The following is a 25,216-nucleotide window of genomic DNA, read 5'->3' as shown; positions in this document are numbered from 1 at the left end:
ACAGGGGTCCAGATGCCATCGCGGCGAAGTAAGGCACCGTTATCTAGGCTCCTGCTTTCGCAGGAGCGACGAGGAAAAGATATGACCTACGAAACCATCACCGTCGAAACCGACGCGCAGGGTACCAATGGCGTCACGCTGATGACGATCAACCGGCCCAAGGCACTGAACGCACTCAATTCGCAGGTGCTGGCCGAACTGATCGACGCTTTCGCCGCCTATCAGGACGACGACAGCCAGCTGTGCGCGATCCTGACCGGGTCGGGCGACAAGGCATTTGCCGCCGGGGCCGACATCAAGGAGATGGCAGACAAGGCCGCAGCCGATTTCTACCTCGACGACTTTTTCTCGCCGTGGACCAGCGAGATCGTGAAGAAGACCCGCAAGCCGTGGATCGCAGCGGTGAATGGCTTTGCGCTGGGCGGCGGGTGCGAACTGGCGATGATGGCGGATTTCATCATCGCATCCGACAATGCGAAATTCGGCCAGCCCGAGATCAAGCTCGGCGTCGCGCCCGGCATGGGCGGCTCGCAGCGGCTGACCCGCGCGATCGGCAAGTCGAAGAGCATGGAAATGTGCCTCACCGGCCGGATGATGGGCGCCGAGGAAGCCGAGCGCAGCAATCTCGTCGCCAAGGTGGTGCCGCATGACGAACTGCTAGCCGAAACGCTCAAGACCGCCGCGACCATCGCAGCCATGCCGCCGATGGCGACAATCGCGAACAAGGAGATGGTCAACAGCGCGTTCGAGATGACGCTCGACCAGGGCCTGATCGTCGAACGCCGGATATTCCAGATCCTCACCGCGAGCGAGGACAAGGCCGAGGGGATGGCCGCGTTCATCGAGAAGCGCGAAGGGCAGTGGAAGGGTCGGTGACCGCCGAATTCTCGTCATTGCGAGAAACGTAGTGACGAAGCAATCCAGCATCGAACCCAGCCGAAAGAGCCGGAGCTGGATTGCCGCGCGGCTATGCGGTTCGCAATGACGACTGGAGAGGAAGTGACAATGAAAATCGCCTTTATCGGCCTCGGAAACATGGGCGGCGGGATGGCTGCGAACCTTGCCAAGGCGGGGCACGATGTGCGTGCCTTCGATCTCAGCCGACCCGCGCTGGATGCAGCACAGGACGCGGGGTGCACCACCTTCGGCTCGGCCAAGGAAGCGTGCGCCGGTGCCGAAGCGGTCGTCTCGATGCTGCCGAACGGCGCGATCGTTAAGGGGCTGTACGAAAACGAAGTCATCGGCCACGCCCCTACAGGTGCGGTGCTGCTCGACTGCTCGACTATCGATGTCGCGACCGCGCGCGAGGTGATCGGTGCGGCGGAAGCCGCGGGCTACGACATGGTCGATGCGCCGGTCTCTGGCGGGATCGCTGCGGCCAACGCCGGGACGCTCACCTTCATGGTCGGCGGAACGGAAACCGCCTTCAACCGTGCCAAGCCGATCCTTGAAGCGATGGGCAAGGCCGTGATCCACGCCGGCGACGCGGGCAACGGGCAGGCGGCGAAGATCTGCAACAACATGTTGCTCGCGATCCACATGATCGGCACCTGCGAGGCCTTCGCCATGGCGCAGAAGCTGGGGCTCGATCCGCAGACCTTCTACGACATTTCCAGCGTCTCGAGCGGCCAGAACTGGTCGATGACGAGCTATTGCCCCGTCCCCGGAGTCGGACCGCAAAGCCCCTCGGACAATGATTACCAGGGCGGATTCGCCACCGCGCTGATGCTCAAGGACCTGCGGCTCGCGATGGAGGCCGCCGACAATGCCGACGCCGCCGTCCCGATGGGAGCGCGCGCCGCCTCGCTCTACGAAGACTTTGCCGGGGCCGGCAATGGCGGGCTCGATTTCTCGGCGATCATCAAGATGCTGTGATCTCGTCGACCACCCGCGCGAGCCATTCGTGCGGCGCCTTGCGCCGACCGATTTCGGCGACGAATTCCTGACCGCGCGCGACGCTGCGCAATCTTCCGCCGCGCAGCCAGCGGTCGGCGCGGTCGTGATAGGATAGCGCGCCGCGCCGCAGCCATTCGGGCCGCTGCCACAAGGTCGGTGGACCGCCCGGCACGGTCAGCCGCAATTGGGGCAAGGCGCGGCTCGCCACCATGCCCTCGCCCCGCCACACGCAATCGTTCGACCCGTGCATCGCCAGCGCGTGGGGGTGCTTCAGGTCAACCAGTTCCGCCGGAGCCCCGCTCCCCAAAGGGACGATTTCCTCGACCCGCAAATAGGCAAAGATGCGGTGATGCGGCTCGCCGGTTTCCTCCTCGGCGAACAGGCCAAAGAACAGGAACACATCGCCCAGCCCCACCCCCTGCCGTTCGAGATGGGTCTGCGCCGCACCGCATTGGCCGAAGGCGCAGGTGCCGTCGTCGAGGAACATCGGATCGTGATGGCACAGATCGTCCGCGCCCAGTCTGCCCCTGCTTGCCTTTGCCGCATGTTCGTGCAGCCCGAGATCGCGATAGGTGGTGCGCGACGCCGCTCCCGCAGGAATCGGCAGGCTGACCGGACGCCCGTCGATTATCGGCGACGGACCCCCGCCGGCGCTGCTATCGAAGCCCTTGCGCGAAAACACGATTTTCATGCCGACCCCTTGGCCTGCGAGGAAAAGTTGCACAAGATGCACCTTTCCTTGCTTTGCGCTACGCCACCATTGACGCTACAGGCGCGCGCCATGGATGATAGCACTAAAGTCACGGCCCTGATCATGGCCGGCAAGCGGTCCGGCGTGCTCGATCCGCTCGCCGAACGGGCGGGCGTCGCGCAAAAATGCGTGGTGCCCGTCAATGGCGTGGCGATGGTCGAGCGCGTGGCGCGTCAGGTGGCAGCCTGCGAGCAGGTCGGCGCGATCCGGATCGTCGCGCACGAGCCGGACGAAATCGCCCAGCAGCCGACCATCGCAAGACTCTTGGAGGAAGGCCGCCTGACCTTCGCCGAGGGCAAGTTCAACATTGTCGACAGCGTGTTTTCGGGTGCCGAGGGCGCGGATTTTGCGCTGCTCATCACCACAGCGGACAACTGCCTCGTCACGCCCGAGGGCTATTCCGAGTTCATCGGCAAATGCCTCGAAGCCGGGGCTGGCGGCGCAGCGGGTCTCGCGCGCAAGGAAGACGTGCAGAAGGCCGATCCCGATGGGCAGAAGCGGTTCTACGAATTCAAGGACGGCGGCTACTCAAACTGCAACATGTACTGGCTGGGCAGTGAGCAGGCCCTGAGCGCGGCAGAGATCATGCGCGAGGGCGGGCAGTTCGTGAAATTCCCGCGCCGCATCATCAAGGCCTTCGGCTTCATGAACCTGATCCGCTTTCGCATGGGCTGGGGGTCGAAGGAAAAGCTGTTCGACCAGATTTCGCGCCGGTTCGGCATCAAACTGGTGCCGGTCGTGCTATCCGACGGGCATTACGCGATCGACGTCGATAACGAGCGGACATTCGAAGTGACCGAGAAAATTCTCAAACGCCGTGAAGGGGACGCCGCGAGCGCCTGAGCGCGCCGCGCGGCCGCATCATGAAACGCCTGTTCCAGAATATCGGCTGGCTCCTCGGAGGTCGCGGCTTCAACGCCGTGATGAGCCTGCTGTACCTGTATCTGGCGACCCACACGCTCGGGATCGAAAGCTTCGGGTATTTCGCGATCATCGTCGCGCTCGGTCAGACGGTGACGGGCCTTGCGAACTTCCAGACCTGGCAGTTCATCATTCGCTGGGGCGCGAACGGCGATGGTCCTGCCGAAGCGACCGGGTTCGCGATCGCGCTCGACATGCTGTCGGTGGCGATGGGTACGGTGATCGCCGCGGCGGTGGTATCGACCGCGCAGCTGTGGCTGCCGCTGCCCGACGAGCTGCTGTGGCTGACCTTCGGCTATTGCATGGTCTCGCTGCTGTCGATCCGGACCACGCCCACCGGCCTCCTGAGGCTGCGCTTCAAGTTCGCCACGGCCACTGGGGCGGAGGCGGTGCAGCCGGCAATCCGCGCGGTCGGCGCGGTGATCGCGGCCTATCTCTTCCCCACGGTCGCCGGTTTCATCGTCGCCTGGGCGGCGGCTGAGGTGGCGGTGGCTGCCGCATTGTGGATCGCGGCAGCGCGCGACGAGCGCATCGACCTGTCGCATATCAGCCTCACCCGCCTGCCGGAAAAGCATCCCGACGCGTGGTGGTTCGTGTGGTCGACCAACATGTCCGGCAGCCTATCGATCGCGGGCAAGCAGGTGATGATCCTGCTGGTCGGCACGTTCGGCGGCGCGGCGCTGGCGGGCGGTTTCCGTGTCGCCGCGCAACTGGGGCAGGCGCTGGTCACGCTGGCGCAGACGGTTTCCAAGGCGATCCTTCCCGAACTCGTGCACGACGAAAAGAACGCGCTCGAAATGACCCGCCGGATGGCGAATATCGCGGTCGTCGCGGGCGTGCTGGCAGTGGTGATGGCGCTGCTGTTCGGCCGCTGGGGGCTGGCCACGATCGCCGAAGACGATTTTTCCGGATTCTATTGGGCGATGGTGATCCTTTCGATCGCGGGCGCGGTCGAACTGGTCGGCGCAAGCCTTGAATCGCTGCTGGTTTCGGCCGGGCGCGCCGGCACGGCCTTCATCGCACGCGCGGTGCCGACGGTGCTGGCGCTGATTTTCCTCGACGCGGCGATCGACTGGAACGGAGCGAAGGGAGCGGCCTTTGCAGTGCTCGGATCGAGCTCGCTGGCGGTGATCGGGTTCTACGTTGCGATCCTCAACATGCGCGAAATCCGCATCGTCGTGCAGGCCGAGCCCGAAGCCGGGTCGATCAAGACCGGTGACACGCGCGCAGGTATCGCCCCGCCCGCCGAGTAACCGCGCCTATTCCTGCGGTTCTTCCCATGCCAGCTTGGGCTTGCGCGCCGCCGCCGTTTCATCGAGCCGCCGCCGGGGCGCATAGTAGGGCGCCTGCTTGAGCGTTTCGTCCCCCGCCAAAGCGCGCTCGGCGACGTGCCGGAAGGCGGTGATGAACTGGTCGATCGAGGCCTTGCTCTCGGTCTCGGTCGGTTCGACCAGCATCGCCCCGTGGACCACCAGCGGGAAATACACCGTCATCGGGTGATAGCCCTCGTCGATCAGCCCCTTGGCGAGATCGAGCGTCGAGAGATCGCCGCCGAAGTCCCTATCGCCGAACAGCGCCTCGTGCATGCACGGGCCGCTGTCCGCGAACGGCGCGTGGAGAATGTCCTCCAGGCTGCGCAGGATGTAGTTGGCGTTGAGCACCGCGTCCTCGGCGACCTGCTTGAGGCCATCGGCCCCGTGGCTGAGCATGTAAGTGAGCGCGCGGGTGAACATGCCCATCTGGCCGTGGAACGCGGTCATCCGGCCAAAGGTCTGGCCGCGCGTTTCCTCCCGCGCTTCCTCTTCGACCAGCGCGAATTCCCCGTTCGCGTCCTTGCGCACGAACGGCAGCGGAGCAAACGGCATCAGCGCTTCGGAGAACACCACCGGTCCGGATCCCGGACCGCCCCCGCCATGCGGGGTGGAGAAGGTCTTGTGCAGGTTGATGTGCATCGCATCGACGCCCAGGTCGCCAGGACGGACCCGGCCGACGATGGCGTTGAAGTTCGCCCCGTCGCAGTAGACGTAGCCGCCGGCCACATGGACCGCGTCGGCGATCTCGCGGAAGTCCTTTTCGAACAGGCCGCAGGTGTTGGGATTGGTGATCATCACCGCCGCAACGTCCGGGGCGAGCCGGGCCTTGAGCGCTTCCACATCGACCCGACCTTCGGGCGTCGCGGGGATATCCTCGACCTTGTACCCGGCGAAAGCGGCGGTCGCCGGATTGGTGCCGTGCGCGCTTTCGGGCACAAGCACCACTTCGCGGGCATCGCCGCGCGCTTCGTGCGCGGCACGGATCGCAAGGATCCCGCACAATTCGCCATGCGCGCCCGCCTTGGGGCTCATGGCGACGCCGGGCATGCCGGTCAGCGTCTTGAGCCATGTGCCCAGCTGGTCGATCACTTCGAGTGCGCCCTGCACCGTCGATTGCGGTGCGAGCGGGTGAATATCGGCAAAACCGGGCAGCCGCGCCAGCTTCTCGTTGAGGCGCGGATTGTGCTTCATCGTGCAGCTGCCGAGCGGGAAGAAGCCGAGATCAATCCCGTAGTTCTGGCGGCTGAGGCGGGTGTAATGGCGCACCGTTTCCGGCTCGGTCAGGCCGACAAGGCCAATAGGTTCGGAGCGGTCGAGACCGCCCAGCCGCGTCGGCGCATTCGGGTCGACATCGGGCAGATCAACGCCGGTGGTTTCCGCATGGCCAATCTCGAAGATCAGCGGCTCTTCCAGCATCAGCGCGCGGTTGCCCGTGGTGGTCGAAGGGCCATTGTGCATGCCGTCTTCGGAAACCTGCATTTCGGGCTTCCAGCCTGATTTGTTGGGCGCGTTCATCGGATGGCCTCCTCAAGCTCGGTCGCGAGGGTTTCAATGTCTTCCTCGGTCGTGAGTTCGGTCACGGTCACCAGCAAAGCCTGTTGCAGTGCCTCGACACCGGGATAGAGCCGCCCGAGCGAGACACCGCCCAGCACGCCGCGATCTGCCAGATCACGCACGATGTCGCGCGCGGGCTTGCCATCGAGCATCAGGGTGAACTCGTTGAAGAAGGCTTTGTTGAGTACGCTCACGCCGGGCACCCGCGCGAGGCGGTCGGCGGCAAGGCAGGCGAGGCGATGGTTCTCGGCGGCGAGTTGGCGCAGGCCTTTCTCACCCAGCAGCGTCATATGCGTGGTAAAGGCCAGCGCGCACAGCCCGCTGTTGGTGCAGATGTTCGATGTCGCTTTCTCGCGGCGGATATGCTGCTCACGGGTGGAGAGCGTCAGTACGAAGCCGCGCCGCCCCTCGGCATCCACGGTCTCGCCGCACAGCCGCCCCGGCATCTGGCGGACATGCTTGAGATCGCGCACCGCGAACAGACCGAGATACGGCCCGCCGAACTGCAGCCCGACACCCAGCGCCTGCCCCTCGCCCACAACGATATCCGCGCCAAGCTCGCCCGGCGACTTGATCGCGCCCAGCGCCACCGGCTCGGTGTTGACTGCAACCAGCAGCGCGCCCTTGGCATGCGCGGCTTCGGCGACCTTGGAGAGATCGCTGATGCGGCCGAGGATATCTGGATATTGCACCACGACGCAGGCGGTCTCGTCGTCGATCCGACTGATCAGGCCTTCGAGATCGGGCTCGGTCTGGATCGCGGGTTGCGCATCGGCGATCTCGTCGCCGGTGAAGTGCGCCATCGTCTTCACGACCTGCGCGTAGTGCGGGTGCAGCGCGCCGGAGAGCACCGCGCGTTTGCGCCCGGTGACGCGGGTCGCCATCGCGACCGCCTCCCAGCACGCGGTCGAGCCGTCATAGAGCGAGGCATTCGCCACCGCGCAGCCATAGAGCCGCGCAACCTGCGTCTGGAACTCGAACAGCATCTGCAGCGTGCCCTGCGCGATCTCGGGCTGGTAGGGCGTGTAGGCGGTCAGGAACTCGCCGCGCTGGATCACCGTGTCGACGCTCGCCGGGATGTGATGGCGATAGGCCCCCGCACCGAGGAAGAACGGCGCATCGCCCGCTGCGAGGTTCTTGCTGGCAAGCCCCTTCATGTGCCGCTCGACCGCCATCTCGCTCGCGTGCATCGGCAGGTCGCGAATCGGTCCGTCGAGCCGCGCGACTTCGGGCACATCGACGAACAGGTCGTCGATCGAAGATGCGCCGATCGTGGCGAGCATATCGCTGCGGTCGGTGTCGGTTAGGGGCAAGTAACGCATTTGCAAATGACCTTGGTAGGAAGCGGACGGGCCGCCGAGATACGAGACGAAAGCCTCAAAGGTTGTCGACGAACGCCTTGTACGCCTTGTCGTCCATCAGCCCTTCGAGTTCGCCCTTGTCCGCAATGGTCATGCGGAAGAACCACCCTTCTTCCTCGGGCGAGGAATTGACCAGCGCGGGATCGTCTTCGAGCGCACCGTTGCCTTCGGTCACTTCGCCGGTGATCGGCGCGTAGACGTCGCTCGCGGCCTTGACGCTTTCGACCACTGCCGCATCGCCGCCCTTGTCGAGCATCGTGCCGACGCTCGGAAGTTCGACAAAGACGATATCGCCCAGCTGTTCCTGGGCGTAGTCGGTAATGCCGACCGTGGCGCTGTCGCCTTCGACATCGATCCATTCGTGTTCATCGGTGAAATAGCGCGGCATTGATCAGTTCCCCCTGTAATAGCGATGCGGGACAAACGGCATGGGTGTAACTTTGGCGGGCAGGCGACGCCCGCGCACTTCGCATTCGAGCGCGGTGCCTGCGGCACTGTGCGCGCTGTCGATGTAGGCCATGGCAATCGGCACCCCGAGCGTGGGCGAAAAGCCGCCGCTGGTCACGGTGCCGACCCTGGTATCTCCGGCGAATACCTCCGCACCTTCGCGCGCGGGCAGGCGACCGTCGAGCAGCAGCCCGACGCGCAGCCGCGCCGGTCCTTGCTCGAGCACCTGCATCACCGGCCCGTGGCCCAGATATCCGCCCGTCTCGCGGCGCTTCTTCGACAGCGCGAACGACAGGTCGGCGCTGACCGGGTCGGTCGCGGTCGTGATGTCGTGCCCATAGAGCGGCAGGCCGGCTTCGAGCCGCAGCGAATCGCGCGCCCCCAGACCGGCGGGGCGCACCCGCTCATCGTCGCACAGCGCCTCGACAAAATCGAACATCTGGTCTTCGTGAACGGTAATCTCGAATCCGTCCTCGCCGGTATAGCCCGCGCGGCTGATCCACAGATGGCCGCCGTTCCATTCGAACAGCCCGGCCGTCATGAAAGTCAGATCGGCGGCGGCGGGCACCAGCGCGGCCATGACCTCGGCCGCTTTCGGTCCCTGCAGCGCGAGCAGCGGGAAATCCTCGAAATGGGTCAGGCGGATTTCGTCGGGCAGGTGCTCGCGCAAATGGGCGATATCGTCCCACTTGGTAGCGCCGTTGACGACCAGGTTGATGCGCGGCCCGGCGTGGGTGATCATCAGATCGTCGAGAATGCCGCCCTGCTCGTCGAGCAGCAGCGAATAGCGCATCTTGCCGGGTTTCAGCGAAGAAATGAGACCGGGCACCAACGCCTCGAGCGCTTCGGCGGCCTCGGCGCAGCCTGCTTCGACGTCGTCCGATGGCCCGATCAGCCCCAACTGCCCCATATGCGACACATCGAACAGGCTGGCGCTTTCGCGCGTCCAGTTGTGCTCGGCGACGATCCCGCCGTGCGCGCGCGAGTAATCGATCGGCATCTCGTAACCGGCGAACGGCACCATCCGCGCCCCGCGCGCGAGATGCCAGACGTGCAGCGGCAATGTCGCCGGCGGCAGCGCGTCTTCGTGGGTGGTTTCTTCGCTCAAACTACAGTCCCCGAACAGAGATACGAACGCCCCGCACGGTGCGCCGTTCCTGCCCCCTCTGTCGGGAAACCTGAGAGCTTCAGCGAGCCAGGGCCCGCCTCCCCTTCGGTGGTCACGCAAAGGCCGCGTAACGCTTTCCAGAGTGCCCATTCTTTTCGCGGTCCGTTTGCCTGAGAGTTTCCGGGGCGGTTGCTCCTTCGGCGCCTGCCTCCCCGAAAGAAGACCGGTCTCTCCCGCGAGAGACGCCGGAATCACTCCCGGCGGGCACAAGCCGTTTTGCGGATGCGAAAGCGCCCGTCAATCGCTTGCGCGACAATTGCAGGCGATAACGAAGTTTTCCTGCGTCCAGCCGCAGAAGCTTGCGCCTAATCGGGCATTATTTTTTCGAGCATGGCCTGCGCCCGCGCCATCAGCGCGATTTCTCGCGCGTCGAAACCGCCTTGGTCTTCGGCGCTTTGTCGCGGCGGGACGGCGGTGGTGAAATACACCACGCCGACATAGGTATGGTCGGCATTCCACAGGCCAGACCTCAAACCATACGCTTCGCCAGCGTGGCCAAAATGCTGATAGCCGTCTGCAAACAGAGTGTCCTGGCAATCGCGTCCCGGCTGTTCGATCATTTGGATGCCAAGCCCGTAGGCGCAGAAGAAATCCTGATCGGCAAGCGGCTCAAGCGGCTGTGTAATGATTGGCATAAGCTGCGCTCTGTGCGCTTCCATGGTTAGAAAATCTGTATCGGGACCGGCCATCAGCATTTGCGCGATCTTCGCCAGATCCAACATCCCGATCCGCACCCCGCCTTGCGGTGAGAAAATCGAAGCATTGGTGCCAGGCACGTAATCGTCGAGTGAACACTCAACGCCCTCGGCCACAGGAATCGTACAATTGGGTGGAAGGTCGGCGGCATCGTCGCGCGCGATCTCTCCAGTGTCACGGTACAGCGTGACCGCACGGGCCACCATTTCCTCATCACAGCCGATCCAGTTGAGGCAGGCCTTTACACCAAGCGGCGCGAACACGGTGCGCTCAATAAGCCGGTCATACCGCTCTCCGGTGGCCGCTTCGAGCACGGTCGCAGCCACGGGCGAGCCGAGATTGGCATATTCAAACGGCGCCTCGCCGGGCGGGGCGTCGGGATACCAAGCCGCCGGTTCGGCCAGTTTCGCTTGCAGGCTTTCGCCCAGTGGGATCACATAGCCCGCATCATCGCGCAGGCCGGAACGGTGCGAGAGAAGCTGTGCCAGCGTTACCTTGGCATCGGGAAAACCCGGTGCGCGCACCTTCCATCCCAGATAATCCGAGATGTCGGCATGGATATCGACCTTGCCCTCGTCCGCCAGTCGCAAAGCCGCGATCGCCATGACCAGCTTTGATATGCTGGCGATCCGAACCGGGTCATTAGCCGTGACCAAATCGCCGCTTTCGCGATTGCGCACGCCTTCAACGATCAGCGGGACGACCGTCTCGCGGTTGAACGCGACCACGACGGTTGCGGGCTGGGGATCATCATCCGCCACGGCGATGCCGGGCGCGATGAACGAAATGGCAGCGAAAAAGGTTCGTAGCATCAAAGGTTTCTCAGCGCTACGCGCGCAAAGGTCAATCCCTTGATCACGCCCGATTGAGCCAGAAGAGATACAACGCCGAAAGCACGATCCACGCCCCGTCCAGCGTCTTGAGCCGCCGCGCTCCGAGCCAGATCGCAATCGGGCGGGCAAGAAACCCTCCCAGCGCCGCCGCCGGCCCTGCGAGCAGCACGACTTCCCACTGGATCGTGCCCGCCTCGACATGCCAGATTACCCCGGCGATCACGCTGACCGATGAGATCAGGCAGGCAACCCCGGTGCACAGCAGCACCGGGTAATGACGGATGAACAGGTAGAGCGCGACCAGCTCACCGATCCCGACCGAGAACAGCGCGGTGATCGCTCCGCCAGGGATCGCGATCAGCAGCAGAACGGCGAGGTCGAACCGCTCGATCCGGCCCTTCTCGGGTCGCGCGAGATTGACCGTCCAGGTCGAGACGATCAGCGCGAGGCCGAGCAGGATCGAAAAGCCCTTGTAGGCGAGCAGCACGTCCTGCTGGTCGAACTGCGCAAGACGCTGGGTCAGCAGCATTGCCGGCAACGACAGCGCGAGCACCGCGCCTGCAACGAGGAAGAAATCGCGCGGGCTGACGGTTGCGTGAAGCGGCTCCGGCGCGGGCTGGTGGTACAGCCGGTCGGTCCAGCGCAGCGCGCCCATGGTCATGCCGAAGCTCTGGATCGCCATCGACACGCCGACCACCTGCAACGGTTCGAGGCTCATCACCCCATGTTCGCGCAACGCATTGAATGCGGGCACAAACACCACACCGCCGCCGGTGCCGGACGTGTTGGCAATGATCGCGCCGATCGCCCCGACTCCGGGCAGGAACCACAGGCTCGCGAGCAAATCGGTATCGACCGCGACACTGGCCGCGAGCATGCCATACGCGATCAGCAGCACAAGGCCGCCGATCACAACCAGCCTTCCGGGCGGCAGCGCGCTCAATCGAGATGGGCCTAGTCGAGGTTGGGCCGCAGCCACCGTTCCGCCGTTTCCAGATCGACGCCGCGCCGCTGCGCGTATTCCTCAAGCTGATCGCGGCCGATCCGCGCCACGCCGAAATATTCGGATTCGGGATGACCGAAATAGAAACCCGATACCGCAGCGGTCGGCCACATCGCGAAATTCTCGGTCAGGGTCAGACCGACATTCTTTTCCGCTTCGAGCAGGTCGAACAGGATCGGCTTCAGCGAGTGATCGGGACAGGCGGGATAGCCTGGAGCCGGGCGGATGCCGCGATACTGTTCCTTGATCAGCGCTTCGTTGGTCAGCTGTTCGCCCGGCGCATAGCCCCACAGATCGGTGCGGGTGTGCTTGTGCAACGCTTCCGCGAAAGCCTCCGCAAAGCGGTCGGCCAGCGCCTTCAGCAGAATGTCCGAATAATCGTCTTTGTCCGCCTGGAAGCGGGCGATGTGCGGCTCGATCCCGTGGATGCCGACCGCAAATCCGCCGATCCAGTCGCCGTTCGGATCGATGAAATCGGCCAGGCACATATTGGCGCGGTCGCGGCTCTTCTTCACCTGTTGACGCAGGAATGGGAGAACCACATGCTCTTCGCGTCCGCCTTCTCTGATGAATTCGCGGTGGATCGTGACATCGTCGCCATCGCGCGCGCAGGGCCAGAAACCCGCGACGCCGCGCGCAGTGAGCCACTTCTCCTCGATGATCCGATCGAGCATCACATTGGCGTCGTCGAACAGCTGGCTGGCCGTTTCGCCGACCACCTCGTCCGTCAGGATCGCGGGGTAGTTTCCGTGCAGTTCCCACGCCCGGAAGAACGGGGTCCAGTCGATATACTGGCGCAGATCCGCGAGGTCCCAATCGTCGAAAACGTGCACCCCGGGCTTGAGCGGCGGCGCGGGCTTGTCGCTCAGATACGCGTCGTAATAGTTGGCGCGCGCATCCTCGAGGCTCAGCAGCACGCTCGGCGTCTTGCCTTCGCGCGCGAGCCGGACTTTCTCGTAGTCGCCCGCCGTTTCCCCGACAAAATCGTCGCGCAGGGTGTCAGACAACAGCTTCGACGCGACGCCGACCGCGCGGCTGGCATCGAGCACGTGGATCACCGGCCCCTCGTAGGCCGGATCGATCTTCAACGCGGTGTGGACCTTGCTGGTCGTTGCCCCGCCGATCAGCAACGGCATGGTCATCTCGGCGCGCTGCATTTCCTCGGCGACGGTGACCATTTCGTCGAGCGAGGGCGTGATCAGGCCCGACAGCCCGATCATGTCGGCCTTGTTGTCGTTCGCCGACTTCAGGATGTCTTGCCACGGCACCATCACGCCGAGATCGATCACGTCGTATCCATTGCACTGGAGCACGACGCCGACGATGTTCTTGCCGATATCGTGCACGTCGCCTTTGACGGTGGCCATGATGACCTTGCCCTTGGCCTTGCGCTCGGCCTCGGGCAGCAGGTCTTTCTCCGCCTCGATATACGGGATGAGGTGGGCGACCGCCTTCTTCATAACCCGCGCCGATTTCACCACCTGCGGCAGGAACATCTTGCCGCTGCCGAACAGGTCGCCGACGACGTTCATCCCGTCCATCAGCGGGCCTTCGATCACCTCGATCGGACGCCCGCCTGCCTCTTCGGTGGCAGCGCGCATGATCTCGGTATCGGCGACGATGTGCGCGTCGATGCCCTTCACCAGCGCATGTTCGAGCCGCCTGGCCACCGGCCAGCCGCGCCATTCCTCGGCGGCTTTTTCGTCGGCAACGCTCTTGCCCTTGTAGCTTTCAGCGAGGTCGATCAGCCGCTCGGTCGCGTCCTCGCGGCGCATCAGGATCACATCCTCGCACGCATCGCGCAGGGCAGGCTCGATATTGTCATAGATATCGAGCTGCCCGGCATTGACGATCGCCATGTCGAGCCCGGCGGGGATCGCGTGGTAGAGAAACACCGAATGCATCGCGCGGCGCACGGTTTCGTTGCCGCGAAAGCTGAAGGAGAGGTTGGAAAGCCCGCCGCTGGTCTTGGCATGCGGACACTGTGCCTTGATCTCCTGCACCGCTTCGATGAAGTCGAGCCCGTAGCGGTCGTGTTCCTCGATCCCTGTCGCCACCGCGAAGATGTTGGGATCGAAGATGATGTCTTCAGGCGGAAATCCCTCGCCTACGAGCAAGTCGTAGGCACGCTTGCAGATCTCGACCTTGCGGGTTTTGGTGTCCGCCTGACCGACCTCGTCGAACGCCATCACGACGACCGCCGCGCCGTAAGCCATGCACTTGCGGGCATGCTCGAGGAACGGCTCCTCGCCCTCCTTCATGCTGATCGAGTTCACGATCGGTTTGCCGGACACGCATTTGAGCCCCGCCTCGATCACCTCCCACTTGGAGCTGTCGATCATCACCGGGACGCGCGCGATGTCGGGTTCGGCGGCGATCAGCTTGAGGAAGGTCGTCATCGCCTTCTCGGCGTCGAGCAGGCCTTCGTCCATGTTGACGTCGATCACCTGCGCGCCGTTCTCGACCTGCTGGCGCGCGACCTCGACGGCGGTCGCGTAATCGTCCGCCATGATCAGCTTCTTGAACGCCGCCGATCCGGTGACATTGGTGCGTTCACCGATATTGATGAAGGTAGAGGAAGTGTTTGCTGTTTGGGACACGTGTCTCTCGCAACCGTCGCCCCTGCGAAGGCAGGAGCCTATCCACGGCCAGTTAGGTTGTCTGGACCCCTGCCTTCGCAGGGGTGACGGAAGTTGATTGAGCGATCATGCGGCGACTGTGAATGCCTCCAGCCCGGCCAGTCGCATCTTCACATCGGGAGTCGGAATTGCGCGGGGTTTGAGACCCTGCACCGCATCGGCAATCGCCTTGATGTGTTCGGGTGACGAACCGCAACAGCCGCCGAGGATATTGGCCTGCCCGTTCTCGGCCCATTGGCGAACCAGCGCCGCCGTTGTCTCCGGCAGCTCGTCATATTCGCCCAGCTCGTTGGGCAGGCCGGCATTGGGATAGGCCATAAGCAGCGTATCGGCGAGACCGCTCAGCGACTGCACATGCGGGCGCAGCTGGTCCGCGCCAAAGCTGCAATTGAGCCCGATGGTGACCGGCTTCGCGTGCCGCACCGCGTACCAGAACGCCTCGACCGTGTGGCCCGACAGATTGCGGCCCGACAGGTCGGTGAGCGTCATCGAGATCATCAACGGAATCTCGCGGCCGAGCTCCGCCTCAAGCTGCTTGACCGCCATGATCCCGGCCTTGGCGTTGAGCGTGTCGAACACGGTCTCGATCAGGATGAAATCGCACCCGCCTTCGATCAGCGCGGCGGCCTGCTCCTTGTAGACCGCGGTCAGCTCGTCGAAGTCGATCTCGCGAAAACCGGGATCTTCGACGTCCGGGGAAAGCGAGAGCGTCTTGTTGGTCGGCCCGATCGCGCCTGCGACAAATCGCGGTTTCCCGTCCTTCGCCTCGTATTCGTCGGCGAGCGCGCGTGCGATCTTGCCGCTGGCGATGTTGATCGCGGCGACCTGATCCTCGGCGGCGTAATCGGCCTGCGAAATGCGGTTGGCGGAAAAGGTGTTGGTCGATACGATATCCGAACCCGCGTCGAGATAGGCGCGGGTGATGTCGCGAATCACGTCGGGCCGCGTCAGCGCGAGAATATCGTTGTTGCCCTTCTGGTCGGCCTTCAGCCCCAGGTCGCCAGCATAATCCTGTTCAGTCAGCTTGCGATCCTGGATCTGCGTCCCGAACGCGCCGTCGAAGATCAGCACGCGTTCGCTCGCGGCTTCAATCAGTCTTGCCCGCGCACTCATGCTGCGCCTCCCACCGGGCGCTTACCCAGCATGTGACAGATGGCATAGGACAATTCTGCGCGGTTGAGTGTGTAGAAATGGAACTGGCGCACGCCGCCCGCATAGAGCTTGCGGCACAGTTCGGCAGCAATCGTGGCGCTCACCAGCTGGCGCGCAGCGGGGCGTTCGTCGAGACCGTCGAACAGGCCTTCCATCCAGCCGGGAATGTCCGTCCCGCACATGCCCGACATGCGCTGGACTGCGGCAAAGCTCATCACCGGCATGATCCCCGGAACGATTTCGGCGTCAATGCCGGCGGCAACCGCCTTGTCGCGGAAGCGGAAGAAGCATTCTGGGTCGAAGAAGAATTGCGTGATCGCACGGTCGGCGCCCGCATCGAACTTCGCCTTGAGGTTGGCGATATCGGCCTGCGCATCGGGCGAATCCGGATGGACTTCGGGATAGGCGGCAACCGAAATCTCGAAATCGGCGACTTTCTTCAGGCCCGCGATCAGCTCGATCGCATTGGCATACCCGCCCGGATGCGGCGCGTAGGTGCCGCCATCGGGCGCATCGCCGCGCAGCGCGACGATATGCCGGATGCCCTCCTGCCAGTAATGGCGCGCGACCTCATCCACCTCGTCCCGCGTCGCGTTGACGCAGGTCAGGTGCGCCGCAGCCGGAATCTTCGCCTCGTTCTGGATGCGCACCACCTGCTCATGCGTGCGTTCGCGCGTTGTCCCGCCCGCACCGTACGTCACTGAAACGAAGCGCGGGCCCAGCGGCGAGAGGGTGGCGACGCTCTCCCAAAGGGTTTCGGACATCTTGTCGGTCTTGGGCGGGAAAAATTCGAAGCTGATGTCGATATCGCCCGGCAGGCCGGAAAACAGCGGGGCGCCAAGCGCGGTTGTCGCTTCCTGAAGCTGGTCAAGCGTAGGGGTGTTCATGCGGTGTGCTCTTTGGCGGGTGTGGATGTTTGTGAAGCGGGGAGATCGCGGCGCTGCCCGAACCAGATTTTGACCACCAGCTCGCCTTCGTCGAGCGCGATCGGTGGGCGAGCGGTGAAGCCGGCGCCGCGCAGAAGATCACGCAGCTGACGGTCGGAAAACCCGAGCCGGGCATGCTGGTGGCGGGTCCGCAGCTCCTCGCGATCGTGCGCGGCAAAATCGATTATCGCGATGCGACCGCCGGGCCGGGTGACCCGCGCCGCTTCGGCCAGCGGCAGCGCCGGATCCTGCGCGAAATGCAGCACCTGATGCAGCACAATCGTGTCGAAACTGGCGGCGGCGAACGGCAGGTCCCCGAAATCGCCCTGCACCAGTTCGATCTGCGCGGTCGGCAGATGTTGCAGCTTGGCGCGCGCGACCCGCAGCATTTCAAGGTTCTTGTCGAGCGCGACGACGTGATCGGCATGGTCGGCAAACAGCTCCGCGATCCGCCCGGTGCCGGTACCGATATCGAGCACGGTGCCCAGCGGGGTCTCGTCCAGCGCTTCGAGCAGCCGCCGTTCGACCTGCGCATCGGCGCTGTGGAGCGCGCGCAATTCATCCCATTCACCCGCATGCTGGGCGAAATATTGCTCGGCGGAGCTCTCGCGCGCCTCGCGGATCGCGGCGAGCTTGCGCCGGTCGTCTTCGCAGGTCGCGGCGAAATCACCGTTCTCGCGCTCGGCGATGGCGAGCAGGCGTTCGACCGCCGCCACGATGGGGTCCGTGTCTTCGGCCCCGCTGGCGCTGCGCAGGAACACCCAACTGCCCTCGCGGCGGCGTTCGGCGAGACCCGCGTCGCACAGGATGCCGACATGCCGGGATACGCGCGGCTGGCTTTGCCCCAGCACCTGCGCCAGTTCGCCGACCGCCAGTTCCATGGCCGACAGCAGCCGCGCAATGCGCAGCCGGGTCGGGTCGGCGAGGGCCTTGAAGATCGCGTCGATCGTCATCCGGATCACATATAAAGATATTTTTATATGTGTAAATGCGGTGAGTGAAGGATCGGTTTACGGTTCGCTTCGAACTCTAGGCGACACGCGCAACACCGTTTAGGGCATTGCCAGCTTTTCCGAAAGGCCGCCCGCATGAAACTCGGTTGCTGCTATTTTCCCGAACATTGGCCCGAAGACAAGTGGGCCGACGATGCGCGCCGAATGCGCGAGATGGGCCTTTCGCTGGTGCGGATCGGCGAATTCGCGTGGAGCCGGATCGAACCGGAGCCGGACCGGTTCGACTGGGGCTGGCTCGACCGCGCGATCGGGACACTCGCCGATGCGGGGCTTTCGATCATGCTTTGCACCCCGACCGCGACACCGCCCAAGTGGCTGGTCGACCGGATGCCCGATATGGTGGCCATCGACGAAGCGGGCCGCCCGCGCGGTTTCGGGTCGCGACGGCATTATTGCTTCAGCCATCAGGGATACCGCGCCGAAAGCCGCCGGATCACCAATGCGCTGGCCGAGAGGTACGGCGAGCACCCGGCGATCGCCGCCTGGCAGACCGACAACGAATACGGCTGCCACGATACCGTCCTCAGCTTTTCCGAGGCTGCCGCCGTGCGCTTCCGCGAATGGCTCGCGCGGCGTTACACGACAATCGATGCGCTCAACACGGCATGGGGCAATGCCTTCTGGAGCATGGAATACCGCGCGTTCGACGTCATCGATCCGCCCAACCTAACCGTGACCGAAGCCAACCCCGCCCACTGGCTCGATTATCGCCGGTTCGCGTCGGACGAGGTGGTCGGTTTCAACCGCAAGCAGGTCGAGATCCTGCGCGCGCACTCCCCCGGCCGCGATATCACCCACAATTTCATGGGCTTCTTCACCGAGTTCGATCATCACGATGTCGGCCGCGATCTCGATGTGGCGACGTGGGATTCCTACCCGCTCGGTTTTCTCGAACAGTACTGGTTCTCCGACGACGAGAAGCGCGACTATCTGCGGCAGGGTCATCCGGATATCGCGGCGTTCCATCACGACCTCTATCGCGGCTGCGCCAAGGGGCGTTGGGGGATCATCGAGCAACAGCCAGGGCCGGTAAACTGGGCGCGGTTCAACCCCGCTCCGCTCGACGGGATGGTCGCGCTATGGACGCTCGAAGCGATGGCGCACGGGGCGGAGTTCACCAGCTATTTCCGCTGGCGGCAGGCACCGTTTGCGCAGGAGCAGATGCACGCGGGGCTGCTGCGGCCCGACAGCAGCGAGGCCGAGGCCGCGCCCGAAGTGCGCGAGGCGGCGCGGATCATCGCCGAGATCGGGCCGCAGGAGACGGCGCAGGCACCGGTGGCGCTGGTGTTTTCCTACGAAGCGGCATGGGTTTGCGGAATCCAGCCGCAAGGGCAAAGCTTCCGCTATCTCGAACTTGTCTATGAATGGTATTCGGCGCTGCGGCGGCGCGGCGTCGATGTCGATATCGTCAGCCCCGGTGCCGATCTTTCAGCCTACAAGGCGGTATTCATTCCAACCTTGCCGATTGTGCCCGATGCCTTCGCACAAAAGCTGTCCGCGCTCGCCTGCCCCGTCCTTATCGGCCCGCGCTCTGGCAGCAAGACCGACAGCTTCAGCATTTCCGACGGCCTGCCTCCCGGCGAATTGCGCGATGCGATCCCCCTGACGGTCACCCGGGTCGAGAGCCTGCGCCATGGCATGGTCGAGGCTGGCGAGGATTGGACAATCTCTCGCTGGCGGGAAGATGTGACGAGCGATCTGCCACCCGAACTGGCGCTGGAGGACGGGCGCGGTGTGGTCTTTGCCAAGGACACCATCCGATACTGCGCAGCATGGCCCGATCGCGCCCTGCTTGATCTGCTTGTGGCGCGCATTGGCGAGGAGGCAGCACTCGAGCTGATGGACCTGCCCGAAGGCTTGCGCATCCGTCGCACCGCCACAAATCTCTTCGCCTTCAACTATTCGGCAAAGCCCGTCCGTTTCGGTTTGACCGGCGACATGATTGACCCCGCAGGCGTTTCGATTACGGCGCTGACCCGATGAGCGGCACACGCACCTATGCCATTATCGGCTGCGGCATGATGGGCCGCGAGCATATGCGTAATCTCGCGCTGGTGCCGGGGGCGGAGCTGGTCGCGGTGGCCGATCCCGATGCGGGGTCACGCGAAGCGGCACAGCGACAGGCCACGGCACTCGGCCAGACGATCGAGCTGTTCGATGAAGCGGAAGCAATGCTCGCAGTGGCCAAGCCGGATGCGGTTATCGTCGCCTCGCCCAACTTTACCCATTTCGATGCGGTCCGCCCGGTGATGGAAAGAGGCTGCGCAGTCCTACTCGAAAAGCCGATGTGCACGACCATCGAGGATGCCGAGGCGCTGGCAACGGCCGCGCAGGGCTATCCCAACCTCTTCTGGGTCGGGCTCGAATACCGATATATGCCGCCGGTCACGCGGTTTATCGAGCGGGTCCATGCGGGCGAAGCGGGCGATATCAAGATGCTTGCGATCCGCGAACACCGCTTCCCGTTTCTCGAAAAGGTCGGTGACTGGAACCGCTTCAACCGCAACTCCGGCGGGACGCTGGTGGAGAAATGCTGCCACTTCTTCGACCTGATGCGCCACATCCTGCGCGACGAACCGGTGCGTGTTTTTGCGAGCGGCGGGCAGGATGTGAACCATCTGGACGAGCGTTATGATGGCAAAGTGCCCGACATTCTCGACAACGCGTTTGTCACGGTCGATTTCGCGGGCGGTGCGCGCGCGTTGCTCGATCTGTGCATGTTCGCCGAAGGGGCCGAGCAGCAGGAAGAGATCAGCGCGGTCGGGCCGGTCGGCAAGCTCGAAGTCAAGCTGCCCGCGAGCGAGGTCATATGGTCGCCGCGCGCAGGCCAAGTCGGCCCAGATGGTCGGCGCCTGCCCACCTGGACCGCCGCGCAGATCGAAACCGTTACCACCCCACCCGATGCGCTCGCGGCCGGATCGCATCACGGCGCGACCTACTTCCAGCAGCGCGACTTCCACGCGGCACTGGTCGGCGGCACGCCGCCGCTTATCAATGCGCGCGACGGCTATCGCTCGGTTGTTATGGGCGCCGCCGCCCAGCAAAGCATTGCCACCGGTCAGCCGGTCAACATCACATTCAAGGACTAGACCTTGCTAGCAAACATGCCCCGCCAAGGCTTCGGCCTCTGGAAAATCCCGCAGGATGACACCGCGGGCACCGTCGTCGAAGCGGTGCGCGCGGGCTATCGCCATTTCGACAGCGCCGCCGACTACGCCAACGAAGCGCAAACCGGCGAAGGGCTTGCGCGAGCGATCCAAGGCGGGCTGGTAACGCGCGAGGATCTGTGGATCACGTCCAAGCTGTGGAACACCTTCCACGCGCCAGAGCATGTCGAACTGGCGTGCCGAAAAACGCTCGAAGACCTGCAACTGGAGCAGCTCGATCTTTACCTGATCCACTTCCCGATCGCGCTCGAATTCGTACCCATCGAAACGCGCTATCCGCCCGAGTGGCTTCACGATCCCGATGCGGCCGAGCCGGTTATGAAGCCCGCCAAGGTGCCGCTCCATGAAACCTGGGCGGCGATGGAGGCGCTGGTCGACAAAGGCCTCGTGAGGCATATCGGCGTGTGCAACTACAACACGGCGCTTGTGCACGATCTCATGACCTATGCCCGGATCAAACCAGCCATGCTCCAGATCGAAGCGCATCCCTACCTCACGCAGGAAAAGCTGCTCCGCTGCGCCAAGGGCTATGGCATCGACGTCACCGCCTTTTCCCCGCTCGGCGCGCAGAGCTATTTCGAGCTCGACATGGCGCGCGAGGAGGAGAGCCTGCTTGGCGCAGCGCCGGTGATGGTCGCGGCGCAGGCGCATGGGAAGACACCCGCGCAGGTGCTGCTCAAATGGGGCATCCAGCGCGGGACAGCGGTGATCCCCAAGACCACCAAACCCGAAAGGATGCAGGAGAACCTCGACATCGACGATTTCGAACTCTCGCAGGTCGAGATGGCGGCGATTTCCGCGCTCAATCAAAACCGCCGCTTCAACGACCCAGGTGTCTTCACCGAAGCCGCCTTCAACGCGTTCCATCCGATCTATGACTGAGTTTCCCGCAATCATCACCGGTGGCGGCGATCTGGCCACGTTCCTGAGCGCCAACAAGCCGGCGGTCGATGCTGCGCTCGACGATGCGGGCGCGCTCCTGTTTCGCGGGTTCGACGTGCCCGACCCGCAGGCGTTCGACGCCGCGGTGGAGGCCTATGGCGAGCCGGGCTTCACCTATGAGGACTCGCTCTCCAACGCGGTACGCACCAACGTTACCCCGCGCGTCTTCACCGCCAACGAAGCCCCGCCCACGACCGAGATCTTCCTGCACCATGAAATGGCGCAGACGCCGCTCTATCCGTCGAAGCTGTTTTTCTATTGCGAGATCGCGCCCGACAAGGGCGGCGCGACGCCGCTGTGCCGCTCGGACTGGGTGCTGGAGCGGCTTCAAAGCGAAGCGCCAGACTTCGTAGCCAAGGTCGAACGGCACGGCGTGCGCTACACCAATGTCATGCCCGGCAGCGACGATGCGGGTCGGGTCAGGGCCGCAGCTGGCGCAGCACGCTGAGCGTTGTAGACCGCGACGGAGCCGAAGCGCGGCTGGCCGAGCTGGGATACGCTTGGGCTTGGCAGGACGACGGTTCCCTGCGCGCCACCACGCCGGTGCTGGATGCCGTTCGCACTCTGCCAGACGGGTGCAAGACCTTCTTCAACCAGCTGATCGCCGCCTTCCGGGGATGGGCCGACGCGCGCAATGATCCCAATCGCGCGATCACCTTCGGCGACGGCACCCCGATCACATCGCAAGACATGGCCCCCGCCATCGCCATCGCCGACGAACTGACCGCCGATTGCCAGTGGCAGGCGGGCGATGTGGCGCTGATCGACAACTTCCTCGTCATGCATGGTCGCCGCCCGTTCGAAGGCAGGCGGCGGGTGCTGGCTTCGCTGGTCGCCTAGACAGCGCGGCGCGCGGCCATGCTCCACACCAGTGCATTGGCCAGAACGATCGCACCAAGCAGCACGCCGAACAGCATCCCCGGTCCCACCTCGCCCGCGACGCCGATGGGCGAAAACAGCAGGTAGGTCGCGACCACGCAGCTGAACAGAGTTGCCGCCAGCGGCTTGGCATAGGGCCACGGGGTCATGTCGACCTGTTCGTTGCGGGCGAAACGATAGGGCTCTTCGCGCGGGACGAGCCAGCCGCAGACCAGCATTATTCCGACCTCGATCGCGAACAGCACCGCGTAGAGATGGATGAAGTGCAAGGTCACCACGTCGGCAAGCGCAAAGCGGATCACGCCATAGGCGATGACGTGGAAGAGGATCACGATCTTCGCTCCCAGCGCAGGCACGCGGGCAGTGAACAGCCCGACTATCACGATGGCGATGGTCGGAATGTTGTAGAAGCCGGTGAAGATGCGGATGATCTGCCACAATCCTTCGGGAGCGAAGGCTAGCATCGGCGCAATCACGAAGCTGGCGAGCGCGATCACCACGCTGGCGATCTTGGCCACGCGCACCAGTTCGACATCGCTCGCCTCACCCCCGCGCGCTGGCGCATAGACATCGAGGCTGAACAGCGTCGCCGCGCTGTTGAGCAGCGAGTTGAACGAGGAGAACACCGCACCCAGCAGCACCGCAAGGAAGAAGCCCGAGAGCCAGAACGGCAGCACATCGCTGACCAGGCGCGGATAGGCTTCGTCAATCGAATCAAGCCCCGGTCCGTACATATGGAACGCGATGACGCCGGGGATCATCATCATGAACGGCACCAGCACCTTGAAGAAGCCCGAGAACAGCACGCCCTTCTGACCCTCGGCCAGAGAGCGCGCGCCGAGCGTCCGCTGAATCACGTATTGGTTGGTGCACCAGTAAAACAGGTTGGCGAAGATCATGCCGGTGAACAACGTCCCGAATGGCGTCGGATCACTGGCGCTGCCGATGGCGTTGAGCTTCTCCGGATGGTCGGCGGTGAGCCGTGCCAGCCCGGCTCCGAAACTGCCCTCGCCCAGCGCGATCAGGCCCAGCACCGGCACCAGAATGCCGATAATGAGCAAACCGACGCCGTTGAGCGTGTCCGAAACCGCCACCGCGCGCAGACCGCCAAACACGGCATAGATCGCGCCAACCACCCCGATCAGCACCACGGTGAAGACCAGCGCACTGAATTCGCTCAGCCCCGTAAGCGCCTCCATATCGAAGAACGCATTGACCGCGAGCGAGCCAGCGTAGAGCACGCCGGGGATCGTCACGAGGCCGTATCCCAGCATGAACAGCAGCACCGAAAGGCGGCGCACGCCGGGGTCGAACCGATCGTTGAGGAACTGCGGCAGGGTGGTGAAGGCGCCCGCGAGATAGCGCGGGAGGAAGATGAGCGCCATCGCGATGGTCGCGACCGCTGCGGTGACTTCCCATCCCATACTCGACAGATTGTGGCCGTAGGCCGAGCCGTTGAGTCCGGTCAGCTGTTCGGCAGAGAGGTTGGTGAGCAGCAGCGACCCCGCGATGAAGGTCGCCCCCAACCCGCGCCCGGCCAGGAAATAGCCGTCCTTGCTGTCGGCGGTGCCGCGTGACTTGAACCAGCTGATCCAGCCGACCAGCACCATGAAGAAAACGCAGCTGGCGAGAGTGAAGAGAAGGCTGCCCGATGTCATGTGTCTCGTACTCCCTTTTCAATCAGCCGCCTGTAGTGATCGCGCAGTGTGTCGCTGCCGAACTCCGGTGTCGCTTCCTCAGAATACGCTCCCGTTTCCGGATCGAGCACCAGCATGCTTTCGGTCGCGTAATAGTGCGCGATGCGGGCGTATTCCGCCTTTGCGGCGAACCAGTCGAAGAAAGGCGCGCCCAGCGACAGCAGGTGCGATGCGAGCTTGAACAAGGATGGAGATATCGAGCGGAAGCGTGGCTCCCGGCCCGCCAGCTCGAACATCATCGCGCCCTGCTCGCGCGGCGAGATCGCCGGTCCGGGACCGCCGATCGGCAGCACGCAGTTGCGGCGTCCGGTTCGGGTCACACAATCGGCGATGAAACGCGCGAGATCGGCGTCGCTGATCGGCTTGCAGCGGGTCAGCTCGCCATTCCCGAACAGCAGGAACGGCTTGCCATCGCGCACGCGTGCGATTTGTCCGGACAGCGATTTGAAGAACGCGGTCGGGCGAACGATGGTCCAGTCGATCCCGCTGTCCTGCAACTCCGCCTCGAAGGCGAGCTTGGCATGCTGGAACGCCAGCCGGGGCTTCTGCACGCATATTGCCGACAGCAGGATGAAGTGTCGCGCATCCGCTGCCTGCGCCGCCGCGAGAAGATTGGCGTTCGCCTGATAATCGACGGTCTGCGTATCCTTCGGCGAACCGCTACGCGAAGCGATGCAGGAGATCACCGTCTCCGGCCGAGCCTCGGCCACGGCCTTCGCCAGAGTTGCCGCATCAGCGAAGTCGGCGCGCGACAGGCACGTAACCCGGTGCCCGTCGGACGACAACGCCGTGGCGACAGCACGACCGATCGTCCCGCTCGCTCCGGCGAGGAGTATCGAAAGCGCGTCAGAAATGTCC

22 protein-coding genes and 1 riboswitch are annotated in these 25,216 nt (G+C 64.2%); of the genes, 9 read left to right on the top strand and 13 right to left on the bottom strand.

Annotated features, from left to right (window positions below):
• Positions 1 to 81: 81 nt before the first annotated feature.
• Together KDC96_RS16235 and mmsB are read left to right on the top strand one after the other, a co-directional pair.
• Positions 82 to 876, top strand: coding sequence for an enoyl-CoA hydratase-related protein (locus KDC96_RS16235; RefSeq protein WP_212449582.1), 795 nt, complete (start codon positions 82 to 84; stop codon positions 874 to 876).
• A gap of 129 nt (positions 877 to 1,005) precedes the next feature.
• The gene (gene mmsB, locus KDC96_RS16230; protein ID WP_212449580.1) at positions 1,006 to 1,875 is read left to right on the top strand and encodes a 3-hydroxyisobutyrate dehydrogenase; all 870 of its coding nucleotides are present in this window, start codon (positions 1,006 to 1,008) and stop codon (positions 1,873 to 1,875) included.
• Here the strand turns inward: mmsB and KDC96_RS16225 are convergent.
• The gene (locus tag KDC96_RS16225) at positions 1,862 to 2,587 is read right to left on the bottom strand and encodes a hypothetical protein (RefSeq protein ID WP_212449578.1); all 726 of its coding nucleotides are present in this window, start codon (positions 2,585 to 2,587) and stop codon (positions 1,862 to 1,864) included. The genes mmsB and KDC96_RS16225 overlap by 14 nt on opposite strands.
• Positions 2,588 to 2,677: 90 nt before the next feature.
• Between KDC96_RS16225 and KDC96_RS16220 the strand changes: the two genes are divergently transcribed.
• A complete protein-coding gene (locus KDC96_RS16220) occupies positions 2,678 to 3,490 on the top strand; it encodes an NTP transferase domain-containing protein (RefSeq protein ID WP_212449576.1) in 813 nt (270 codons plus the stop codon).
• Between the two features lie 20 nt (positions 3,491 to 3,510).
• A complete protein-coding gene (locus KDC96_RS16215; protein ID WP_212449574.1) occupies positions 3,511 to 4,821 on the top strand; it encodes a lipopolysaccharide biosynthesis protein in 1,311 nt (436 codons plus the stop codon).
• Between the two features lie 6 nt (positions 4,822 to 4,827).
• On the opposite strand, the gene gcvPB is transcribed toward KDC96_RS16215, so the two are convergent.
• From gcvPB to KDC96_RS16165, 10 genes are all read right to left on the bottom strand, one after another.
• Positions 4,828 to 6,396: an aminomethyl-transferring glycine dehydrogenase subunit GcvPB gene (gene gcvPB / locus KDC96_RS16210; RefSeq protein ID WP_212449572.1), complete on the bottom strand. Its 1,569-nt coding sequence runs from the start codon at positions 6,394 to 6,396 to the stop codon at positions 4,828 to 4,830.
• The gene (gcvPA, locus tag KDC96_RS16205) at positions 6,393 to 7,757 is read right to left on the bottom strand and encodes an aminomethyl-transferring glycine dehydrogenase subunit GcvPA (protein WP_212449570.1); all 1,365 of its coding nucleotides are present in this window, start codon (positions 7,755 to 7,757) and stop codon (positions 6,393 to 6,395) included. Before gcvPA ends, gcvPB begins: the two co-directional genes overlap by 4 nt.
• A gap of 55 nt (positions 7,758 to 7,812) precedes the next feature.
• Positions 7,813 to 8,184 carry a glycine cleavage system protein GcvH gene (gcvH, locus tag KDC96_RS16200; RefSeq protein WP_212449568.1) on the bottom strand — a complete coding sequence of 124 codons (372 nt, stop codon included), beginning with the start codon at positions 8,182 to 8,184 and terminating at the stop codon, positions 7,813 to 7,815.
• A gap of 3 nt (positions 8,185 to 8,187) precedes the next feature.
• On the bottom strand, positions 8,188 to 9,351 hold the full coding sequence (gene gcvT, locus KDC96_RS16195) for a glycine cleavage system aminomethyltransferase GcvT (RefSeq protein ID WP_249171846.1): 1,164 nt from the start codon (positions 9,349 to 9,351) through the stop codon (positions 8,188 to 8,190).
• Positions 9,352 to 9,499: 148 nt separating this feature from the next.
• A riboswitch (glycine riboswitch) is annotated at positions 9,500 to 9,597 on the bottom strand.
• A gap of 119 nt (positions 9,598 to 9,716) precedes the next feature.
• Positions 9,717 to 10,919 carry a serine hydrolase gene (locus tag KDC96_RS16190; protein ID WP_212449564.1) on the bottom strand — a complete coding sequence of 401 codons (1,203 nt, stop codon included), beginning with the start codon at positions 10,917 to 10,919 and terminating at the stop codon, positions 9,717 to 9,719.
• Between the two features lie 43 nt (positions 10,920 to 10,962).
• Positions 10,963 to 11,883 (bottom strand): sulfite exporter TauE/SafE family protein, encoded by a 921-nt coding sequence (locus KDC96_RS16185; protein ID WP_212449562.1) that lies wholly within the window; start codon positions 11,881 to 11,883, stop codon positions 10,963 to 10,965.
• Positions 11,884 to 11,894: 11 nt separating this feature from the next.
• The gene (metH, locus tag KDC96_RS16180; RefSeq protein ID WP_212449560.1) at positions 11,895 to 14,543 is read right to left on the bottom strand and encodes a methionine synthase; all 2,649 of its coding nucleotides are present in this window, start codon (positions 14,541 to 14,543) and stop codon (positions 11,895 to 11,897) included.
• Between the two features lie 105 nt (positions 14,544 to 14,648).
• Positions 14,649 to 15,695, bottom strand: coding sequence for a homocysteine S-methyltransferase family protein (locus KDC96_RS16175; RefSeq protein WP_212449558.1), 1,047 nt, complete (start codon positions 15,693 to 15,695; stop codon positions 14,649 to 14,651).
• Positions 15,692 to 16,621: a methylenetetrahydrofolate reductase gene (gene metF, locus KDC96_RS16170; protein WP_212449556.1), complete on the bottom strand. Its 930-nt coding sequence runs from the start codon at positions 16,619 to 16,621 to the stop codon at positions 15,692 to 15,694. The genes KDC96_RS16175 and metF overlap by 4 nt, the downstream gene beginning before the upstream one ends.
• Entirely contained in the window at positions 16,618 to 17,613 is a 996-nt protein-coding gene (locus KDC96_RS16165) for a metalloregulator ArsR/SmtB family transcription factor (protein WP_212449554.1), read from the bottom strand. The genes metF and KDC96_RS16165 overlap by 4 nt, the downstream gene beginning before the upstream one ends.
• Positions 17,614 to 17,748: 135 nt before the next feature.
• On the opposite strand from KDC96_RS16165, the gene KDC96_RS16160 reads away from it, so the two are divergent.
• From KDC96_RS16160 to KDC96_RS16520, 5 genes are all read left to right on the top strand, one after another.
• Positions 17,749 to 19,656: a beta-galactosidase gene (locus tag KDC96_RS16160; RefSeq protein ID WP_212449552.1), complete on the top strand. Its 1,908-nt coding sequence runs from the start codon at positions 17,749 to 17,751 to the stop codon at positions 19,654 to 19,656.
• Positions 19,653 to 20,762 (top strand): Gfo/Idh/MocA family protein, encoded by a 1,110-nt coding sequence (locus tag KDC96_RS16155; protein WP_212449551.1) that lies wholly within the window; start codon positions 19,653 to 19,655, stop codon positions 20,760 to 20,762. The genes KDC96_RS16160 and KDC96_RS16155 overlap by 4 nt, the downstream gene beginning before the upstream one ends.
• A gap of 15 nt (positions 20,763 to 20,777) precedes the next feature.
• A complete protein-coding gene (locus KDC96_RS16150) occupies positions 20,778 to 21,722 on the top strand; it encodes an aldo/keto reductase (protein WP_212449549.1) in 945 nt (314 codons plus the stop codon).
• Positions 21,715 to 22,230, top strand: coding sequence for a TauD/TfdA family dioxygenase (locus KDC96_RS16525; RefSeq protein ID WP_249171845.1), 516 nt, complete (start codon positions 21,715 to 21,717; stop codon positions 22,228 to 22,230). Before KDC96_RS16150 ends, KDC96_RS16525 begins: the two co-directional genes overlap by 8 nt.
• A gap of 95 nt (positions 22,231 to 22,325) precedes the next feature.
• On the top strand, positions 22,326 to 22,622 hold the full coding sequence (locus KDC96_RS16520) for a TauD/TfdA family dioxygenase (protein ID WP_249171844.1): 297 nt from the start codon (positions 22,326 to 22,328) through the stop codon (positions 22,620 to 22,622).
• Here the strand turns inward: KDC96_RS16520 and KDC96_RS16140 are convergent.
• Together KDC96_RS16140 and KDC96_RS16135 are read right to left on the bottom strand one after the other, a co-directional pair.
• Positions 22,619 to 24,319 (bottom strand): solute:sodium symporter family transporter, encoded by a 1,701-nt coding sequence (locus KDC96_RS16140; protein WP_212449547.1) that lies wholly within the window; start codon positions 24,317 to 24,319, stop codon positions 22,619 to 22,621. The genes KDC96_RS16520 and KDC96_RS16140 overlap by 4 nt on opposite strands.
• Complete coding sequence (locus tag KDC96_RS16135; RefSeq protein ID WP_256439052.1) at positions 24,316 to 25,194, bottom strand: NAD(P)H-binding protein; 879 nt, start codon at positions 25,192 to 25,194, stop codon at positions 24,316 to 24,318. Before KDC96_RS16135 ends, KDC96_RS16140 begins: the two co-directional genes overlap by 4 nt.
• Positions 25,195 to 25,216: the final 22 nt, after the last annotated feature.

This window comes from Erythrobacter sp. JK5 (assembly GCF_018205975.1).
Lineage (GTDB): Bacteria > Pseudomonadota > Alphaproteobacteria > Sphingomonadales > Sphingomonadaceae > Erythrobacter.
This window is presented reverse-complemented; position numbering and strand designations above follow the sequence as displayed.

Coding starts and splice junctions, on each gene's coding strand:
- KDC96_RS16235 (WP_212449582.1), top strand. CDS start 82: ATGACCTACGAAACCATCACCGTCGAAACCGACGCGCAGGGTACCAAT.
- mmsB (WP_212449580.1), top strand. CDS start 1,006: ATGAAAATCGCCTTTATCGGCCTCGGAAACATGGGCGGCGGGATGGCT.
- KDC96_RS16225 (WP_212449578.1), bottom strand. CDS start 2,587: ATGAAAATCGTGTTTTCGCGCAAGGGCTTCGATAGCAGCGCCGGCGGG.
- KDC96_RS16220 (WP_212449576.1), top strand. CDS start 2,678: ATGGATGATAGCACTAAAGTCACGGCCCTGATCATGGCCGGCAAGCGG.
- KDC96_RS16215 (WP_212449574.1), top strand. CDS start 3,511: ATGAAACGCCTGTTCCAGAATATCGGCTGGCTCCTCGGAGGTCGCGGC.
- gcvPB (WP_212449572.1), bottom strand. CDS start 6,396: ATGAACGCGCCCAACAAATCAGGCTGGAAGCCCGAAATGCAGGTTTCC.
- gcvPA (WP_212449570.1), bottom strand. CDS start 7,757: ATGCGTTACTTGCCCCTAACCGACACCGACCGCAGCGATATGCTCGCC.
- gcvH (WP_212449568.1), bottom strand. CDS start 8,184: ATGCCGCGCTATTTCACCGATGAACACGAATGGATCGATGTCGAAGGC.
- KDC96_RS16190 (WP_212449564.1), bottom strand. CDS start 10,919: ATGCTACGAACCTTTTTCGCTGCCATTTCGTTCATCGCGCCCGGCATC.
- KDC96_RS16175 (WP_212449558.1), bottom strand. CDS start 15,695: ATGAGTGCGCGGGCAAGACTGATTGAAGCCGCGAGCGAACGCGTGCTG.
- metF (WP_212449556.1), bottom strand. CDS start 16,621: ATGAACACCCCTACGCTTGACCAGCTTCAGGAAGCGACAACCGCGCTT.
- KDC96_RS16165 (WP_212449554.1), bottom strand. CDS start 17,613: ATGACGATCGACGCGATCTTCAAGGCCCTCGCCGACCCGACCCGGCTG.
- KDC96_RS16160 (WP_212449552.1), top strand. CDS start 17,749: ATGAAACTCGGTTGCTGCTATTTTCCCGAACATTGGCCCGAAGACAAG.
- KDC96_RS16155 (WP_212449551.1), top strand. CDS start 19,653: ATGAGCGGCACACGCACCTATGCCATTATCGGCTGCGGCATGATGGGC.
- KDC96_RS16150 (WP_212449549.1), top strand. CDS start 20,778: ATGCCCCGCCAAGGCTTCGGCCTCTGGAAAATCCCGCAGGATGACACC.
- KDC96_RS16525 (WP_249171845.1), top strand. CDS start 21,715: ATGACTGAGTTTCCCGCAATCATCACCGGTGGCGGCGATCTGGCCACG.
- KDC96_RS16140 (WP_212449547.1), bottom strand. CDS start 24,319: ATGACATCGGGCAGCCTTCTCTTCACTCTCGCCAGCTGCGTTTTCTTC.